The 18,314-nt window shown below is 69.1% G+C and carries 15 protein-coding genes and 1 riboswitch; of the genes, 5 read left to right on the forward strand and 10 right to left on the reverse strand.

The window, feature by feature from the left end; translation table 11 throughout:
- Positions 1 to 84 precede the first annotated feature (84 nt).
- A riboswitch (TPP riboswitch) is annotated at positions 85 to 203 on the reverse strand.
- 183 nt (positions 204 to 386) lie between these two features.
- The gene (gene fabD, locus PVT71_RS01325) at positions 387 to 1,322 is read right to left on the reverse strand and encodes an ACP S-malonyltransferase (RefSeq protein ID WP_353472695.1); all 936 of its coding nucleotides are present in this window, start codon (positions 1,320 to 1,322) and stop codon (positions 387 to 389) included.
- Between the two features lie 203 nt (positions 1,323 to 1,525).
- Between fabD and PVT71_RS01330 the strand changes: the two genes are divergently transcribed.
- The 5 genes from PVT71_RS01330 to PVT71_RS01350 all read left to right on the forward strand — a co-directional run bounded on the left by PVT71_RS01330 (position 1,526) and on the right by PVT71_RS01350 (position 6,716).
- A complete protein-coding gene (locus PVT71_RS01330; protein WP_353472696.1) occupies positions 1,526 to 2,749 on the forward strand; it encodes an ABC transporter substrate-binding protein in 1,224 nt (407 codons plus the stop codon).
- A gap of 116 nt (positions 2,750 to 2,865) precedes the next feature.
- Positions 2,866 to 4,725, forward strand: a complete 1,860-nt coding sequence (locus PVT71_RS01335) for an ABC transporter permease (RefSeq protein ID WP_353472697.1) — start codon at positions 2,866 to 2,868, stop codon at positions 4,723 to 4,725.
- Positions 4,722 to 5,492 (forward strand): ABC transporter ATP-binding protein, encoded by a 771-nt coding sequence (locus tag PVT71_RS01340; protein WP_353472698.1) that lies wholly within the window; start codon positions 4,722 to 4,724, stop codon positions 5,490 to 5,492. The genes PVT71_RS01335 and PVT71_RS01340 overlap by 4 nt, the downstream gene beginning before the upstream one ends.
- Positions 5,485 to 6,186, forward strand: a complete 702-nt coding sequence (locus PVT71_RS01345; RefSeq protein WP_353472699.1) for an ABC transporter ATP-binding protein — start codon at positions 5,485 to 5,487, stop codon at positions 6,184 to 6,186. Before PVT71_RS01340 ends, PVT71_RS01345 begins: the two co-directional genes overlap by 8 nt.
- 83 nt (positions 6,187 to 6,269) lie before the next feature.
- Positions 6,270 to 6,716, forward strand: coding sequence for a MarR family transcriptional regulator (locus PVT71_RS01350; protein WP_353472700.1), 447 nt, complete (start codon positions 6,270 to 6,272; stop codon positions 6,714 to 6,716).
- Positions 6,717 to 6,719: 3 nt separating this feature from the next.
- Here PVT71_RS01350 and PVT71_RS01355 read toward each other — a convergent pair whose 3' ends face one another.
- The 9 genes from PVT71_RS01355 to PVT71_RS01395 form a co-directional block, all read right to left on the reverse strand.
- Positions 6,720 to 7,520: an endonuclease/exonuclease/phosphatase family protein gene (locus tag PVT71_RS01355; protein WP_353472701.1), complete on the reverse strand. Its 801-nt coding sequence runs from the start codon at positions 7,518 to 7,520 to the stop codon at positions 6,720 to 6,722.
- An 80-nt stretch (positions 7,521 to 7,600) separates the two neighbouring features.
- Positions 7,601 to 10,714 (reverse strand): multidrug efflux RND transporter permease subunit, encoded by a 3,114-nt coding sequence (locus tag PVT71_RS01360; protein ID WP_353472702.1) that lies wholly within the window; start codon positions 10,712 to 10,714, stop codon positions 7,601 to 7,603.
- A gap of 4 nt (positions 10,715 to 10,718) precedes the next feature.
- Positions 10,719 to 11,945, reverse strand: a complete 1,227-nt coding sequence (locus tag PVT71_RS01365) for an efflux RND transporter periplasmic adaptor subunit (protein WP_353472703.1) — start codon at positions 11,943 to 11,945, stop codon at positions 10,719 to 10,721.
- Positions 11,946 to 12,148: 203 nt separating this feature from the next.
- On the reverse strand, positions 12,149 to 13,387 hold the full coding sequence (locus PVT71_RS01370; protein WP_353472704.1) for an OpgC domain-containing protein: 1,239 nt from the start codon (positions 13,385 to 13,387) through the stop codon (positions 12,149 to 12,151).
- Positions 13,374 to 15,164, reverse strand: a complete 1,791-nt coding sequence (mdoH, locus tag PVT71_RS01375) for a glucans biosynthesis glucosyltransferase MdoH (protein WP_353472705.1) — start codon at positions 15,162 to 15,164, stop codon at positions 13,374 to 13,376. Before mdoH ends, PVT71_RS01370 begins: the two co-directional genes overlap by 14 nt.
- A gap of 10 nt (positions 15,165 to 15,174) precedes the next feature.
- A complete protein-coding gene (locus PVT71_RS01380) occupies positions 15,175 to 15,342 on the reverse strand; it encodes a hypothetical protein (protein WP_353472706.1) in 168 nt (55 codons plus the stop codon).
- An 11-nt stretch (positions 15,343 to 15,353) separates the two neighbouring features.
- Positions 15,354 to 16,961, reverse strand: a complete 1,608-nt coding sequence (locus tag PVT71_RS01385; protein ID WP_353472707.1) for a glucan biosynthesis protein G — start codon at positions 16,959 to 16,961, stop codon at positions 15,354 to 15,356.
- A gap of 228 nt (positions 16,962 to 17,189) precedes the next feature.
- Positions 17,190 to 17,822 carry an aspartate/glutamate racemase family protein gene (locus PVT71_RS01390; RefSeq protein WP_353472708.1) on the reverse strand — a complete coding sequence of 211 codons (633 nt, stop codon included), beginning with the start codon at positions 17,820 to 17,822 and terminating at the stop codon, positions 17,190 to 17,192.
- Between the two features lie 19 nt (positions 17,823 to 17,841).
- Positions 17,842 to 18,303, reverse strand: coding sequence for a RidA family protein (locus PVT71_RS01395; RefSeq protein WP_353472709.1), 462 nt, complete (start codon positions 18,301 to 18,303; stop codon positions 17,842 to 17,844).
- Positions 18,304 to 18,314 lie beyond the last annotated feature (11 nt).

Raw genomic sequence — 18,314 nt, forward strand, 5'->3', positions numbered from 1 at the left:
GTGCGTGAATGGAGAGACGCCGCTGCATGGGGACGGGGGACTCCCCCCGTGGTCCTTTCCGCAGAACAGGGGCGCAGAGCCCCCGGCAACGCCTGTGCACCATCCCTACGCCAGTATGAACTGGATCAGGTTCGTCGGGTCACTGCGCTGCGCGGACGCCAGCAGTATCTCAGCCCCTTGTCGGGACCCCCCGGGTGTAGTGGCGCCACCCTGCGGCGAGTCGGGCGGGGCGTCAAGGTGGTGCCTCGGGCCAATGGGCGGGGCTAGCGGAGGGGTGGACTCGAGTATTTGGAGAAAGATGAAAGGGCGGATGCGGCGCCCGGAATGCGGAAAGGGCGGCGCCGCGTGGCACCGCCCTTTGCGTTTTCAGGCGACTGGCTAAGCGCTCAGACGGCTTCGAGCGCCGCCTTCACGTCCTCGGGCGCGCCGACGTTGCGCAGCGCGGCGCTGCGCTCGATGCGCTTGACCATGCCCGAGAGCGCCTTGCCCGCGCCGATCTCCCAGAACTCGGTGACGCCCTGCGCCACCATGTATTCCACCGACTCGCGCCAGCGCACCGAGCCGGTGACCTGCTCGACCAGCAGCGCGCGGATGCGGGCGGGGTCGGTGACAGCCTCGGCGACGACGTTGGCGACGAGCGGCACGCTCGGGGCCTTGATCTCGACCTGCTCGAGCGCCTCGGCCATGACCTCGGCGGCGGGGGCCATCAGCGCGCAGTGGAAGGGCGCGCTCACCGGCAGCAGCAGCGCGCGCTTGGCGCCCTTGTCCTTGGCGATGTCGAGCGCCCGCTCGACCGCGGCCTTGCTGCCCGAGATCACCACCTGCGACGGGTCGTTGTCGTTCGCCGCGGCGCAGACCTCGCCCTGCGCGGCCTCCTCGGCCACGGCGCGGGCACCGGCGAGATCGAGGCCGAGCAGCGCGGCCATGGCGCCTTCGCCCACCGGCACGGCGGCCTGCATCGCCTTGCCGCGGGTGCGCAGTAGCTTGGCGGCATCGCCGACGCTGAGCGCGCCGGCGGCGGTCAGCGCCGAGTATTCGCCGAGCGAATGGCCGGCGACGAAGCTCGCCGCGCCGATCTCGATGCCCTCGGACTCGAGCGCGCGCATGGCGGCGAGCGAGGTCGCCATCAGCGCCGGCTGGGCGTTCTCGGTCAGGGTGAGCGTCTCGATGTCGCCCTCCCAGATCAGCGCCGAGAGGCTTTCGCCCAGCGCCGCGTCCACCTCGTCGAACACGGCTTTCGCCGCCGGGTAGGCCTCGGCCAGCGCCTTGCCCATGCCGATGGTCTGCGCCCCCTGACCGGGGAAGATGAAGGCTCGCGTCATGATCGTCTCTCCTAAGGCTCACGCGGTCGCGTTTTGGCGCGCTTTGGCGCGCAGTCCTAGCGCCAAGCGCCCCTTCGCGCAACGCCCGGCTCCGGTGCGCCCCGGACGATGGCGCTAGGCCACCTTTGTCAGCGCGCTATTTCCCACGTAAGAGGGGCGCGTCGGGCCCGCCCGCCCCCGCAGAACGAGGAGACGCGACCAAGATGACCCTGATGCGACGCACCCTGCTGGCGCTTGCCGCCGCCGCTGCCCTGACCCCCGCCGCCCTGCGCGCGAAGGACGCCGGCGGCGCGCCGATCAAGATCGGCGAGATCAACCACTTCAAGCGCCTCGCCGCCTTTGCCGAGCCCTATCGCAAGGGCATCGAGCTGGCTGTCTCCGAGATCAACGCGCAGGGCGGCGTGCTCGGCCGGCCGCTGGAATTCGTCTTCCGCGACGACCAGGGCGATCCGGCCGAGGCGGTGCGCATCGCCGAGGAGCTGATGACCCGCGACGGCGCGGTGATGCTGACCGGCTCGATCCTCAGCAACGTCGGGCTGGCGATCAGTTCCTTCGCCGCCGAGAAGCACTACGTCTACCTCGCCTCCGAGCCGCTGGCCGACACGCTGGTCTGGGGCTCGGGCAATCCCTACACCTTCCGCCTGCGCACCTCGACCTGGGTGCAGGCCGCGCTGCTGGCCGAGAAGGCCGCCGCCACGGATGCGGTGAGATACGCCACGATCGCGCCGAACTACGCCTATGGCACCGAGGCGGTCGAGGCCTTCAAGGCCAACCTCACGCGGCTGAAACCCGAGGTCGAGTTCGTCGCCGAGCAATGGCCGCCGCTCTTCAAGATCGACGCCGGCGCCGAGGTGCAGGCGCTGGAGCGCGCCAAGCCCGACGCGATCTACAACGTCACCTTCGGCACCGACCTTGCCAAGCTCGTGCGCGAGGGCACCGACCGCGGCCTCTTCGACGGGCGCGACGTCTACGGCCTGCTGACCGGCGAGCCGGAATATCTCGAGCCGCTCGGCGACGAAGCTCCCGAGGGCTGGTTCGTCACCGGCTTCCCTTGGTATGGCTTCGCCGAGGGCACCCCGGGCAGGACCTTCGTCGACGCCTACGAGGCCGCGACCAGCGAGACCCCGAAGAACGGCAGCCTCGTCGGCTACCTGACCGCGCTCTCGGTCGCCGCCGCGCTGGAGCGCGCGGGCTCGACCGAGACCGAGGCGATCCGCCAGGCCTTCGAGGGGCTCGACATCCCCGAGACCCCGGTCGGCCCGCTGCACTACCGCGAGATCGACAACCAGTCGACGCTGGGCGCCTTCACCGGCACCACGGCGCTGAACGACGCGGGCGAAGGGGTGATGGTGGACTGGGAGTACAAGGATCCCGCCCCCTACATGCCCACGGACGCGCAGATCCGCGAGATGCGCCCCGCCGAGTGATCCCAGCCGGGGGAGGTGCCGCCTCCCCCTTTCATCTTTCCGCAGATACTCCGGGGTGAATTGGCCGCAAGGCCAAGAGGGGCAGCGCCCCTCCCCCCGCCAGCCGAGCCCGCGCCATGGCCTTCTTCCTCGCCCAGTTCCTCACCGGCCTTGCCAACGCGGCGGCGCTCTTTCTCGTCGCCTCGGGCCTGTCGCTGATCTTCGGGGTCACCCGGATCGTCAACTTCGCGCATGGCTCGTTCTACATGCTCGGCGCCTTCATCGGCGTGACGCTGATGGACATCCTGCCCGGCGCGGTGGGCTTCTGGGGCGCCATCCTGCTGACCGGGCTCGCGGTGGGGCTGATCGGCGCGCTGGTCGAGATGGTGATCCTGCGCCGCATCTACCGCGCGCCGGAGCTTTTCCAGCTGGTCGCCACCTTCGGGGTGATCCTCGTCATCCAGGATCTCGCGCTGATGACCTGGGGCGCCGAGGACCGGCTGGGACCGCGCGCGCCGGGGCTGCGCGGGGTCTGGCGCATCTTCGGCGAGCCGGTGCCAAAGTACGACATCGTGCTCATCGCGATCACGCCTTTCATCCTCCTTGCGCTCTGGTACCTCATCACCCGCACGAGGCTCGGCATCCTCGTGCGCGCCGCGACGCAGGACCGCGAGATGGTCGGCGCGCTCGGCGTCAACCAGGCCTGGCTCTTCACCGGGGTCTTCGCGCTCGGCTCGGCGCTGGCGGGCTGGGGCGGCGCGCTGCAGCTGCCGAAGGGCGGCGCGGACCTTCTGATGGATTTCAACATCATCGGCGCGGTCTTCGTGGTGGTGGTGATCGGCGGCATGGGAAGCCTGCCCGGCGCCTTCATCGCCTCGGTGCTGATCTCGGTGCTGAACGTCTTCGGCGTGACCTACCTGCCGCAATCGACGCTGGTGCTGATGTTCGTGGTCATGGCGCTGGTGCTGATCGTCCGCCCCTACGGCCTGCTCGGCCGCGAGGAGGTGGCGGGCGAGCACGGGCAGGTCGGCGCGCCCGAGACACCCATCCGCCCCTACGGCCCGATCGGCGTGGCGCTCACCGCCGCGCTGCTGCTGGTGCTCGCCGCCCTGCCCGCCCTTGCCGAGCCCTTCGTGCTGACGCTGGTCATCGACATCACCGTCTTCGCGCTCTTCGCCGCCTCGCTGCATTTCATCCTCGGCACCGGCGGGATGGTGAGCTTCGGCCATGCCGCCTTCTTCGGCGGCGGCGCCTATGCGGCGGCGCTGCTGGTCTTCCACACCGGCACGCCGATGGAACTGGCCTTCCTCTTCGCCCCGCTCGCCGCCGGGCTGCTGGCGCTGGGGATCGGCTGGTTCTGCATCCGCCTCTCGGGGGTCTATTTCGCCATGCTGACCCTCGCCTTCAGCCAGCTGGTCTGGTCGCTGGCCTTCCAGTGGCGGGCTCTGACCCGCGGCGATGACGGGCTGATCAACATCTGGCCGGCGGACTGGCTGAATGCCACGGTGCCCTATTACTACTTCACGCTGGCGCTCGGGGTCGGCGGCATCCTCACGCTGCGCCATGTCATCCACTCGCCCTTCGGCTACGCGCTGCGCGCCGGGCGCGACAGCCCGCGGCAGGCCGAGGCGATGGGGATCGACGTCAAGCGCGTGCAGCTTGCCGCCTTCGCGCTGGCGGGGATGATGGCGGGGCTCGCGGGCGGGCTCTTCGTCTTTGCCAAGGGCTCGGTCTTCCCCACCGAGCTCGAGATCGCCAAGAGTTTCGACGCGCTGATCGTGGTCTTCCTCGGCGGGGTGAAGACGCTGGCGGGCGGCGTGGTCGGCGCCAGCTTCATGACCGCGGTAGAGCACTGGCTCACCCGGCTCGAGTACTGGCGGCTGCTGCTCGGGCTGGTGATCCTCGCGGTGGTCATCCTGATGCCCGAGGGCATCGTCGGCACGCTGCGCAGCCTCGCGCGGCGCCTGCGCCCAACGGACGGGGAGCGCCTCCGATGACCGATATCCTGCGCGCCGAAAACCTGCGCAAGAGCTACGACGGCTTCGTCGCCGTGAACGGCGTCAGCTTCTCGGTCCGGCAGGGCGAAATGAAGGCGCTCATCGGCCCCAACGGCGCGGGCAAGTCGACCTGCTTCAACATGCTCACCGGCCAGCTGAAGCCCAGCGCGGGCGAGGTCTACCTGAGCGGCGCGCGGATCACCGGCAGGCCCCCGCGCGAGATCTGGCGCATGGGCGTCGGGCGGACCTTCCAGATCACCGGCACCTACCAATCGATGAGCGTGATCGAGAACGTGCAGATGGCGCTGATCAGCCACCACCGCCGCATCTTTTCCTTCGGCGCGCGGGCGTGGAAGCTCTACCGCGGCGAGGCGCTGGATTTCCTGCGCACCGTCTCGCTCGAGGATCAGGCGGACCGGCCCTGCTCGGTGCTGGCCTATGGCGATCTCAAGCGGCTGGAGCTGGCGATCGCGCTCTGCCACCGCCCGCGCCTGCTGCTGATGGACGAGCCGACGGCGGGCATGGCCCCCTCGGCGCGGATCGGGCTGATGCAGCTGGTGGCGGACATCGTGAAGGAACAGGGCCTGTCGGTGCTTTTCACCGAGCATGACATGGACGTGGTCTTTGCCCATGCGCATCACATCATGGTGCTGAACCGAGGCGAGCTGATCGCCGATGGCAGCGCCGACGAGGTGCGCAGCGATCCCCGCGTGCAGGAGGTCTACCTCGGCGGCGGCACGCTCTTCGGGGAGACGCACCATGCTTGAGGTCTCGGCGATCCACAGCTTCTACGGCAAGGCGCATATCCTTGACGGGCTCAGATTCTCGGTCGCGCGGGGCGAGGTGGTGGCGCTGCTCGGGCGCAACGGCGCGGGCAAGACCACCACGATGAAATCGGTGATGCAGCTGGTGCAGCCCCGGCAGGGCTCGGTGCGCTTCGAGGGGCGCGAGTTGGTCGGCCTGCCGGCCTACCGCGTCGCCAAGGCCGGGATCGGCTACGTGCCCGAGAACCGGCGGGTGTTCAGCGACCTGACGGTGTTCGAAAACCTCGAGGTCGGCCGCCAGCCCCGGCGCGAGGGCGCACCGCATTGGACGGTCGAGCAGCTTTTCGAGCTTTTCCCCAACCTCGCCGAGCGCAGGAACAACCGCGGCAAGCACATGTCGGGCGGCGAGCAGCAGATGCTCACCATCGCCCGGACGCTGATGGGCAACCCCGCGCTCCTGCTGCTGGACGAGCCTTCCGAGGGCATCGCGCCGGTGATTGTCGAGCAGATGGCGCGCAGCATCCTCCGGCTCAAGGCCGAGGGGCTGACCGTGCTGATCTCGGAACAGAACCTGCATTTCGCCCGCGCCGTCGCCGACCGGGCGATCATCCTCGAGGCCGGGCGCAAGAAGTTCGACGGCAGTTTCGAGGCGCTCGAAAATCAACCGGAAATCCGGGACGCCTACCTCTCGGTCTGAGATTGACGCCAAGTAGCGCCAGCTCGACGTTGCGATGAGCGCCTCTCCGCCCTAGGTGTGGAACAGACGGAGGAGTGCAGACCTTGGCCGAGATACCGAAAGCCCGCACCAGCGAAGACCATGGCTACCTGCTCGACGAGCAGGTCGGCTTCCTGCTCCGCAAGGCCTACCAGCGCAGCTGCACCCTCTTCGCCGAGCGCGTCGAGGCGCGGCTGACCCCGACGCAGTTCGCGGTGATGCACCGCCTCGCCGAGGTGGGGCCGATGTCGCAGAACCTGCTGGGCCGGTCGGTGGCCATGGACGCGGCGACGACCAAAGGCGTGGTCGACCGGCTGACCGCGCGGGGCCTGCTGCGCACCGAGCGCGATCCCTGCGACCGGCGGCGGCACCTCGTCTCGCTCACCGCCGAGGGGGTGGCGATGGTCGACACGGCGACGGATGCGGCGATCGAGGTCAGCGCCGACACGCTGGACCCGCTGAGCAGGCGCGAGCAGGAAACGCTGATCCGGCTGCTCGGCAAGATCGCCTGAGCGCTAGAGCTCCATCACCAGCGGGCAGTGGTCCGACACTTCCGGTACGCGCACCACGTCGAAGCCGCGCACCGCGTCCAGCGCGCTCACCAGCATGTAATCCGCGAACTTGCCGGGCTTGGCATACTGCGCGCTGCGCGTGCCGTCGAAACCGCGCGCGGTGACGAGCTCGGTCATCCCCGCCTCCTCCAGCAGCTGCAGCGTGGCGCTGCCCGGCTCGACGTTGAAATCCCCGCAGGCGACGCGCAGGTCGCCCGGTTCGGCCACCTGTTCGAGCAGGGTGAGGAAGCGCCGCGCCTGCACCGCGCGCTCGGGCGTGTCGAGCTTGCCGCGCAGGTCGCGCAGCCCGTGCATCTGCGCGATGCTGACCGCCCGCCCCTGCGCATGGTCGAAGACCCGCACCGCGTGGCCATTGCGCGAGCGCGGATGTTCGCCGAAGCCGTCCGGCGCATAGCCCTTGTGCACGAAGCCCTGCGCCTGCCCGATGACCGGCAGCGCGTGGTGCACGAAGGTCGCCAGCCCCCAGCGCGAGGGCACCGGCGTCTCGCCATCCCAGAGCATCCCCTGCGCCGCCGGGCAGAAGATCGCCACATGCTCCGGCAGGGCCGCCGCCACCTCGGCGAAGAGGTTGGCGCGCTGCGGCAGCACGTGGTCGCCGTCGCGGTAGATCAGGTCCGCCTTGTCGGTCTCGGGGCTGTGGATCACCTCCTGCAGGCAGAGCACCTCGGGCGCCTCCGCAGCGAGATAGGTCAGCAGCGGCGCGTGCAGCGTGCCGCCCCAGCCGTTCAGAGACATGATGCGCATCGCCTGCCCTCCCACGAAAAACCCCGGGACGCGGAACGCCCCGGGGTTCAGGCTAGCGGAACGGGCCCGGCAGGGAAACGTCAGGCAGCCGCCTTGCCGCCCTTCACCTTGTGCACCAGCCGCATGACCAGCACGTAGAAGCCCGGCACGAGGAAGATGCCGATCACCGTCGAGGCCAGCATCCCGCCGATCACCCCGGTGCCGATGGCGTTCTGCGCCGCTGCCCCCGCTCCGCTGGCGGTGGCCAGCGGCACCACGCCGAGGATGAAGGTCAGCGCGGTCATCAGGATCGGCCGCAGGCGCAGCTGCGCCGCTTCCCTGGCGGCCTGCGCGATGGTTCGGCCCTGCCGCCTCAGGTCCTCGGCGAACTCGACGATCAGGATCGCGTTGCGCGCCGCAAGGCCGATGGTCGTCAGGATCCCCACCTTGAAGTAGACGTCGTTCGACTGGCCGAACCAGTAGGCCGCCAGAAGCGCGCCGAAGAGGCCGACGGGCACCGACAGCATCACCGAGAAGGGGATCGCCCAGCTTTCGTAGAGCGCCGCCAGCGCGAGGAAGACCACGAGGCCGGAGATGGCATAGAGCAGCGGCGCCTGCGCGCCCGACTGCTGCTCCTGGTACGAGAGCCCCGTCCAGGCAAGGCCGTAGCCCCCGTCCATGCCCTCGACCAGTTCCTGCATGACCTCCATCGCCACGCCCGAGCTGACGTCTGCGCTCGGCGAGCCCGAGACCTCGATCGCCTGCGTCGCCGAGTAGCGCTGCAGCTTCGGCGCCACCGGCTCCCACTCGGTCTTCATGAAGGCCGAGAAGGGCACCATCTCGCCGTCCGAGTTCTTGGCGTACCAGTCCATGATGTCCTCGGGCTGCATGCGATGCTGCGCGTCGGCCTGCACGATCACCGGGCGCAGCTCGGAGCCGAGGATGAAGTCGTTCACCTCGCTGCCCGAGAAGATCACCGAGAGCATGGAGTTGATCTCCGACAGGGTGAGCCCGAAGCTCTCGGCCTTCTCGCGGTCGATGGAGATGCGCAGCGCGCTCTCGTCCTCGGTGCCCGAGACGCGGACGTTGGCGATCTCGGGACGGGCAGCGGCCAGCGCCTCGAGATTGTCCGCCGCGTCCTGCAGCGCCTCGATGCCGTTGCCCGCCTGGTCGACGAGGTAGAACGAGAAGCCGCCGGTGTTGCCGAGGCCGCGGATGGCGGGGGGCTGCATCACCATGATCTGCCCGGCCCGGCTCGACGCAAAGGCGGCGGTGGCCCGCGCCGCGACGGCGCTGGCGGACAGCTCGGGATGGCCCTCGCGCACCGCGAAGTCGCGCAGCTTGACGAAGACCATGGCCTGGTTCTGCCCCGAGCCGCCGAAGCCGAAGCCGAGCGAGGCGAAGGTGCTCTCGACCGCCTCGCCCTCCTGGTTCAGCAGGTAGTCCTCGACCTGCTCGAGCGTCGCCAGCGTCTGCTGCGTGGTTGCGCCCTCGGTGAGGTTGATCATGGTCATCAACACGCCCTGGTCCTCGGCCGGGATGAACGAGGAGGTCAGCCGCTCGTTGACCATCCACGCCCCGCCAAGCGCCGCCGCCAGCACGATCAGCACCAGCGCGGGCATCTTCAGCGACCAGTCCACCGCGCGGCCGTAGCCCTCGGTGACCCTCGCAAGCCCGGTGTTGAACCAGCGCGCCGGCGGGAATTTCGCCGGGCCGTGCGCGGGCCGCAGCAGCCGGGCCGACATGGGCGGCGAGAGGATGATCGCCATGATGAGCGAGATCGCCATGGCCGCGACCATGGTGATCGAGAACTGCCGGTAGATCACCCCGGTGGAGCCGCCGAAGAAGGCCATGGGCAGGAACACCGCCGCCAGCACCACGTTGATCCCGACGAGCGCGCTGGTGATCTGGCTCATCGAGCGTTTCGTCGCCTCGTAGGCCGAGAGCTTTTCCTCGTCCATCAGGCGCTCGACGTTCTCGACCACCACGATGGCGTCGTCGACCAGGAGACCGATCGCAAGCACCATGGCGAACATGGTCAGCGTATTGATCGAGTAGCCCGCCACCATCAGCACGCCGAATGTGCCCAGCAGCACGACCGGCACGGCGATGAGCGGCACCAGCGTGGCGCGCCAGCTCTGCAGGAAGACCAGCAGCACGGCGAGCACCAGCACCACCGCCTCGAAGAGCGTGTGATAGACCTGCTCGATCGACAGCTCGACGAAGGGCGAGGTGTCGTAGGCGGTGCGGAACTCCACCCCCTCGGGCAGCGCGGCGCTCAGCTTGTCGAGCTGCGCCCGGACGGCGGCGGCGGTGTCGACGGCATTGGCCCCGGTCTCTAGGTTGACCCCGAAGCCCGAGGAATTGAGCCCGTTGAACCGCGAGTCCCCGCCGTACTCCTCCTGCCCGATCTCGACCCGCGCCACGTCGCCGAGCCGCACCACGCCGCCCTCTTCGGACGAGCGCAGCAGGATCGAGTCGAACTCGTCCACGGTGGTCAGCTGGCTCTGCGCGGTGATCGTCGCGGTGAACTGCTGACCCCTGGTGGTGGGCTGCTCACCCAGAGAGCCGACCGAGACGGTGGAGTTCTGCGCCGAGACCGCGCTCACCACGTCCGAGGCGGTGAGCTGGTAGCGCGCCAGCGACAACGGATCGAGCCAGATGCGCATGGCATAGCCCGAGCCGAAGCTCTGCACGCCGCCCACACCCTCGGTGCGCTCGATCGGCCCTTCCACCGTGGTCGACATGATGTCGCCCAGCTCGACCGTGCTGTAGGTGCCGGTGGTGTCGACCAGCGCGCCGACCATCAGGATCGACGAGGACGAGCGCGAGACCCGCACGCCCTGGCTCTGCACCGAGGTCGGCAGGCGGCTTTCGACCTGGCTGACCTTGGATTGCACCTCGTTCTGCGCATCCACCGGATCGACGCTCTCGTCGAAGGTGATCTCGATCGAGGCGGAGCCCTTGGAGGAACTCGAGGTCATGTAGAGCATGCCCTCCAGCCCGGTCATCGCGTCCTCGATCTCGCGTGTCACCGAGTTCTGCACCGCCTCGGCGGTGGCGCCGGTATAGGTGGCCGAGACGCGCACCGTGGTGGGGGCGATGTCGGGATACTGGCTGACCGGCAGCGTGACCACCGCCAGCGCGCCCGCCAGCATGGTGAGGATCGCCAGCACCCAGGCGAAGACCGGGCGCGCGATGAAGAAATTGCCCATGCCGTCAGCCCTCGTTGCCCGCCGCCGCGCCCGGTGCCGGAGCCCCGCCGAAACTGTCACTCGTGCCGTCGGTCCGGGTGACCACCCCGGTGTCCGAGATCACCACGTCCACCGGGCTAACCGCCGCACCGTTCTGCAGGTTGCGCAGACCGTCGACGATGAGCCGCTCGCCCGCCTCGACACCCTCGGTGACGATCCATGCGTTGTCGTAGCTGCCCTGCGAGGAGAGCGTGCGCTTCTCGGCCTTGCCGTCCACGAGGACGAAGGCGGTCAGCGTGCCGTCCGAGGCGCGCGAGGTGGCGCCCTGCGGCACGAGGATCGAGCTCGTCGTGCCGAAGGTCAGCTTCACCCGCAGGAACTGCCCCGGCAGGATGCCGCGGCGCGGGTTGTCGAAGCGCAGCCGGATCACCGAGGTGCCGGTGGTGGTCGAGACGCTGACCGGGGGCGAGACGAACGTGCCCTGCCCCTCGAACATCGCGCCGTTCTCGAGCTCGAGCTCGGCCTCGATCCGCTCGCCCCGGGTGAGCGAGCCCTTGGCGAGCCGCTCGCGGGTCTGCTGCACGCGGGTGATGGATTCCTGCACGTCGACGTAGATCGGGTCGATCCGCGTCACCGTGGTCAGCTCGCCCTCCTGGTTGGCGGTGACGAGATCGCCGACCGAGACCTCGGGCAGCACGGCGATGCCGTCGATCGGGCTGGTGATCTCGGTGCGCTCGAGGTCGAGATTGGCCAGCTCGCGCGCCGCCTGCGCCGCGCTCAGCGTCGCCTTGGCCTGCATCACCGCCACCTCGGCGGTATCGACGTCGGCGGCCGTGACGCCGGTGCCGACCAGCTTCTGGTAGCGCGCGAGCGTCGTCTCGGCGCTGCGCAGCGCGGCCTCGGCCCCGGCGACGTCGGCCTCGGCGGCATCGACGTCGGCCTGATAGGTGTCGCCGTCGATGCGGAAGAGCACAGTGCCCTTCTTAACATCGCTGCCCGGCTCGTAGAGGATCTCCGAGATCACCCCCGAGACGCGCGGCCGGATTGCCACCTCCTCGAAGGCGGTGGAACGGCCCGGCAGGGTCACCGAATAGGGCACATCGGTCGGCGCAAGCGTGATCACCCCCACCTCGCGCGCGGCGGCCGCGCCCTGCGGCGCGTCCTGTGCCAGCAGCTGCGGGGCCTGTGAGAGGGTGAGCGCGAGCGCTGCGGCAAGGACGCGGACGGTCCGGGGGGTGCGGCTAGACGCCATCTTCTTCTCCTTCGGTCGATCGCCCGGGCAAACACCGCCCGCGCGGAACACCTGATACGCGCCAATGATGTTCTTCCGTCGCGGCAATTCAAAGACAATCTCTGACCTTTTCGTGAACGGCGAAGACCCCGTCCTGTCCGGCACTCAGAATGAAAAAGGGGCGCGCCGCGGCACGCCCCTTTCCCTGTTCCGTCCGGTGGATGTCAGCCCACCCGGCGCTGCGCCGTCTTGGCGACGATGCCGCCGGCTGCCGCCTGCTTAGCCTCGCGCGCCGCGGGCTTTCGGGCCTGGGCGATCCAGGCCACGACCAGCATGATCGCGACCCCGAGCGGCGGCAGGCACCAGCCCATCCAGACCGCCTCCGGATTGCCCGCCATCAGCCCCTGGAAGGCCAGCGCGACGATCGTGCCGGTGCAGAAGACCAGCAGGCCCTGCTGGCCCAGCAGCCGCAGCGGCGCCGCGCCCTTGCTGGCGCAGGCCCGCGTCACCGACGGCAGGCAGGACACGATGTAGGCCAGCGCCAGGATGTTGAGCAGCCGCGGCAGCGCCACGAAGGTCTTGTCATGGGTGGTCAGGTGGAACGGGATGCCGGCCTGGTAGAGCCGCGCCATCTGGTGGTTGATCACCGCGCCGAACTCGGGGATGAACTTCCACGCCACCACCATCACGCAGTAGCCGACGCTCGCCCAGAAGAGCGGGCGCGAGACCGGCACGAAACGCTCGCCGCGGCGCATGGCCAGGCCGGTGAGCATGCCGATGGCGAAGAGCAGCTCCCAGGCGATCGGGTTGAAGAACCAACCGCCCGGGTTGGGGAAGTTCGGCAGGTTGAGCCGCCAGAGCCCGGCCACCATCCACACCCCAAGCGCGGTCCAGAGCAGCGCCTTGGGTTTCCACAAACCCAGCAGCAGCATGGCGGGCGCGAAGAACAGCAGCACCGAATAGGCCGGCAGGATGTTCACGTAGCCCAGCTGGTGGGTCAGCGCCGCGATCCCGAAGACCGCCTCGCCGGTGTTGTTGAACACCTGCCGCAGGTTGATCTGCTCGAGCAGCTCGGGCACGTTGTAGATGCCCGCCGCCGCCGCGAAGATGCCGATCGCCCAGACCGTCATCAGGATATGCGCGCGGTAGAGCGTCCAGGCGCGCTTCCACATCGGCAGCACGCCGTTCAGCAGCCCGTGCTCTGCCCGCGCCTCGGCCGAGAGCTTGCCCGAATAGGCCAGCGCCGCGGCGAGGCCCGACATGATGAAGAACGCCTCGGCCGCATCGGAATGCGCGAAGTTCCGGATCGTCAGGTACTCGTAGGGATTCCCCGGCACGTGGTCGACGAAGATCATCACCAGCGCCAGCCCGCGCAGCGCGTCGATGCGCAGGTCGCGCGGACGGCGCGCCTGGGCCGACTTGGCGCCCGGGAAGGAAACGAGTTTGTGTTCAGGCTGCGGCATGTCGTGCCTCCTGTCCGGAGCCCGGCTGCGGTTGCGGCGCCACGGGGGCACCGCTCCAGCGGGCGTGAATGTCACGGTAGGCACGCACCACCGGTGCGGGGTCCAGTTCGTCGGGAGTGATGAAGAGCTTGTGGGTCAGCGGGCGCGAGCTCCACGAGATCAGCACAGGCGCAAACAGCATCGGCAGGCAGACCGGCAGCAGCCACGGCACGAGATCGGGCGAGAGCCAGGCGGTCACGGTCAGCGCCACGGCGCCGGTCACGGTGATCCAGAGCCCGGCGCGGATGCCCTGCACGAGGGTCAGCTGCCCCTCGCCGCGCTGGCTCGCCGGCCAGCCACCGTCGCGGCCGGACAGCACCTGCAGCACGGCCTTGGTCTGGTACATCAGCATGAGCGGCGCGACGAGCGAGGTCAGCACCACCTCGGTCATCACCGACCAGAAGGCGCGCATCGCCCCGCCGAAGCCGCGGACCCGGCGGGTCAGCGCGCTTTCGATGAGGATGGCGAACTTGGGCATGATGAGCAGGCCGAAGATGCCGATCATCAGCGCGATCATCTCCTTCGTGCGGTCGCTCGGGAAGACCGGGAACAGCAGGTGCGGCTCGGGGAAATAGTCCGGCGGCGGCGCGGTCACGGCGGCGATCACCGAGGCCACGAGGAAGCCGAACCAGAGCAGCGACACGAGGTAGGAGAAGATGCCGAGCACGAAGACGAAGCGGCTCCACGGCGCGAGGCCCGGCGCGAAGAGCAGCCGGATGTGCTGCAGGTTGCCCTGGCACCAGCGGCGGTCGCGCTTGGCGAAGGAGAGCAGGTTCTCGGGCCCTTCCTCGAAGGAGCCGTCGATGCTGGCATCGACCTCGACCTTCCAGCCGGCGCGCGCCAGCAGGGCGGCCTCGACGTAGTCATGGCTGAGGATGTGACCACCGAAAGGCGGCTTGCCCTGCAGCTCGGGCAGGCCGCAGCTCTCGGCGAAGGCATTGACCCTCACTATGGCATTGTGCCCCCAGAACGGGCCGGTCGCCCCCTGCATCCGGGCGAGCCCGCGGGTGAAGACCGGACCGTGGAAGGCCGCGGCGAACTGCATGGCGCGGCCGAAGAAGCTGCGCCCGCCGACGATGCGCGGCAGGGTCTGCAGAAGGCCGATCTGCGGATCGGCCTGCATGCGCGCGACCATCCGGCGGATCGCCTCGCCCTCCATGAGGCTGTCGGCGTCGAGGATCACGGCAAGCTCGTAGGCCCCGCCGGAGCGGCGGAAGAAATCCTCGATGTTGCCGGCCTTGCGGCCGCGGTTGTCCTCGCGGCGGCGATAAAAGATGCGCCCCTGCCCGCCCGTCTCCTCAAGCAGGCGCACGAAGGTCCGCCGCTCTTCCGCGGCATTGCTCTCGTCGCGCGTGTCCGACAGGATCGCCACGTCCGCACTCACCCCGGCGGCGATGATCGAGCGGTCCATCGCGGCGATGCGCGCGAAGGTGGCCACCGGATCCTCGTTGCAGATGGGCACCAGCACGACCGTGCGCGGCTGCGGCATCTGCAGCTCGGCCGCCGCCCGGCGGCGCAGCGGCACCAGCCCGCAGAGCGCGAGCGCGGCACCCCAGGCAAGCCAGGCAGTGGTCACGAGGATGAGCCCCGCACGCACGAAGTCCCACACCTCGACCCCGTCCTGCAGGGCCACTTCCAGCAACAGCCCCGTGGCTGTGCCGGCAGCGGTCAGCGCGAAGACGGCGGCGAATAGGCGGGTGGCGACCGTTTTGCGGTCGGGCGAAGGCAGAACAGGCATGTCCGGGTCCTCAGGCGCGCTGGCCGGGCATCAGGATGCGCAGGATCATGTCCTGCAGGGAGACGCGGTCGGCGCGGCGCGCCTCGACCTCCTGGTGCGGCATGTCCATCGGCGCATCGGGCGGGGCCCAGTGCGGCATCTCGACGGCGCGAGCCTCGGCCACGTCCTGTTCTTTCATCGGTTCAGCATTCATTCCTTCACCCATTGATAAGTCCAGGTTTCGGTAAGCATACGACCATACCCCTTGAGCCCCGCCTTCAGTTCCGCGACGGAGCCGTTGGGCGCCGTCACTTCCAGAACAAGACGCCATGTCTCGGTCCCCGAGATCCGGCTCACAACCGCCTCGACGATCTCGCCGTTGGCGGCACTCGCTTGTGGTTCAACTTCGGCGCCCGCGGGAAGTTCCCCGAGAGTTCCGCCTTCGAAATCGATGACGAATTTCCGCCGATCGGTGTCCTGCTCGACCCCCGATACGCCGCCCTTGCCAACCCGCGTGCGCACCACGCGGGCCCGGTCGACAGCCCCGTCACCCAGCGGGGACGTGCCCCAGTGCAGGCGATAGGAGAATTCCAGCGCATCCCCGGCCTTGGTCTCGGCCTTCGGGATCCAGAATGCGACGATGTTGTCGTTGGCCTCGAGATCCGAAGGGATCTCGACCAGCCGCACCGAGCCCTCGCCCCAGTCGCCGATCGGCTCCACCAGCAGCGTCGGGCGCTTCTCGTAATGGGCCTGGGCGTCGAGGTAATGCTCGAACTCGCGGGTGCGCTGGACGAGGCCGAAGCGCACCGGGCTCAGCGCGCCGAAGTAGGAGCTGGCAAGCCGGGGCGGGTTGTTGAGCGGGCGGAAGAAGGTCTCGCCGCCCTGGGTGGTCAGCACCAGCGCCTCGCTGTCGTGCACCGCCGGGCGGAAATCGTCGAAGCCGCCCATGTCGGGGCCGCCAAAGAGGAACATCGAGGTCAGCGGCGCGATGCCGAGCTGCTGGATGTCGTTGCGCAGGAAGAGCCGCGCGGTCACCTCGATCTGGGTGTCCTGCCCGGGACGGATCACGAAGCGGTAGGCCCCGGTCACCGAGTCGCTGCCGAGCGCCGCGTAGACGGTCATGTGCTCGGCGCCCGGACCAGGACGCTCGAGCCAGAACTCGTTGAAGCGCGGGAATTCCTCGGCACCCGAAAGGCCGGTGTTCACCGCGAGCCCGCGGGCGCTGAGCCCGTAGGTGTTGCCACGGCCGAGCGCGCGGAAATAGCTCGCGCCGAGGAAGGCGACGAGCTCGTCGAACGTGTCGGCCCGGTTGATCGGGTTGTGCAGGCGGAAGCCGGCGACGCCGGGCATCTCGGTGTTCTCGGGGATCGGCGTCTCGACGTCGGAATAGTCGAAATCGGCGGTCGAGAAATGCATCTGCCGCGCTTCGCCGTTGACCACCTCGTGCAGGCGCACGGGCTGCTTGAAGAGCCAGCCGAGGTGGAAGGCGTGCAGGCGGAAGGTGTCGTCCGGAAGGTCCGCCCAGCGGGCCTTTTCCGGGTTGAAGCGGATGCGCTGGTAGCCGTCGTAGTCGAGCTCGGCGAGGAAGCCCTCGACCTGCTCGGGCTCCTGCGGTTCGGATTTCGCGGCCTCGGCCATCTGCGCCGAGAGGATGTCGAAGGAGAAGGGGGTCGTCTCGGCCTGAGGGGCTTCCTCGGTCGCCGCCACGACCTCCTCGGTCGCCTCCTGCGCGGCAAGGGACGTCGCGCTCAGGAGCGCGGGGACGGCGGCGGAGCCGGCAAGTCGGGCCAGGAACTGGCGTCGGTTTTGACGCGCCACGAACGCACGTCCGGACACAACAGGACTAGGGATCGGAAACTTCCGCAAATGTCTGCTCCAAGGGGTGGTACTGGGCGGGAATGTGATAACGAGTACGGGAAAGACAACACCCCGTAGTCTAAGGGGTTCCCTTCAAAAGCGGGCTTTTGCTGCGCGGCGGCAAGACTCTGCCGAATCTCCGCTCATGCTGCGCTTTCGAAGGCAATCCACTGGCGGATTGCCGCAGTTTCAGTCGCTTGGCAAGCGGAGTTTCGCTCGCATCGCAAGCGCCGCATGTAAAATGGGCGAAACAAGAATGCAAGGAACGTGATCGGCGAGTCGGTCCGCCGCCTCGCCAAGGGGTCCGCCCCCGATGATCACCGCCTCGGCCCCGTCGCGATGCGCGAGCTTCACGGCGTAAAGCAATGCGGCGTCGAGTTTTTCCGGGTCTTTCGACAGCGCCACCGGATCGCCCTCGGCAAGGTAGGTGCCAAGGTAGCGCGCGCCGGGTGCGGCATTGTGCATCAGGGCGTCGATGCTCGTTTCCAAGGCAGGCGTATGGGTCACCACGGCGAAGCTGCGGCCTCCCCGGGCCGCCGCGCGCGCCGCCGCCTCCCCGATTCCAATTACGGGAACCCGCAACCGGGCGGCCAGCGCCGCGCGCCCCGGATCGCCGAAAGCGGACACGATCACCCCCGCGATGCCCTCGGGAATTGCTGCAGCTGCAACATGGCCCGCGGCCTCGGCCAGCGCCTCGGGCGAGGTGATGAGCGGCGGCCCCGCCGGCGCGGTCCAGCCGGTCACATCGGGCAGCACGCGGCCCGCGATGGCGCACATCGCGCGGGTGGTCGCGGCGTTGCTGTTGGGGTTGACCAGCAGCACGCGCAGGGGCGCGCCGGGCTCAGCCAAGCTCGACCGTCGCCTCGATCTCGACCAGCGCATTCGCCGGCAGCGAGGTCACGTTGACGGCGGTGCGGGCATGACGCCCGGCCTCGCCCCAGAGGTCGATGAAGAGTTGCGAGGCGCCGTTCACGATCAGCGGCCCGTCGGCGTAGCCATGCGGCGCGGCGACGAACCCGCCGAGCCGCACCACGCTGGTCACCCGGTCGAGCGAGCCGGCGACGGCCTTGATCGAGTAGAGAAGGTTGAGCGCGCACATACGCGCCGCCTCCTGCCCCAGCTTCACGTCGAACCCCTGCGGCACCGGGCCGAAATACTTGGGCACGCCCTCCCACTCGCAGATCTGCCCCGACAGGAACAGCAGGTTGCCGCTGATCTTGCCCGGCAGGAACAGCGCGCGCGAGGGGGCCGAGGGCGGCAGCGCCAGACCCATAGCGGCAAGCTTCGTCTCGATCCCGTCCATTGATCCTCCGT

It is taken from the genome of Salipiger sp. H15, from assembly GCF_040409955.1.
GTDB lineage: Bacteria > Pseudomonadota > Alphaproteobacteria > Rhodobacterales > Rhodobacteraceae > Salipiger.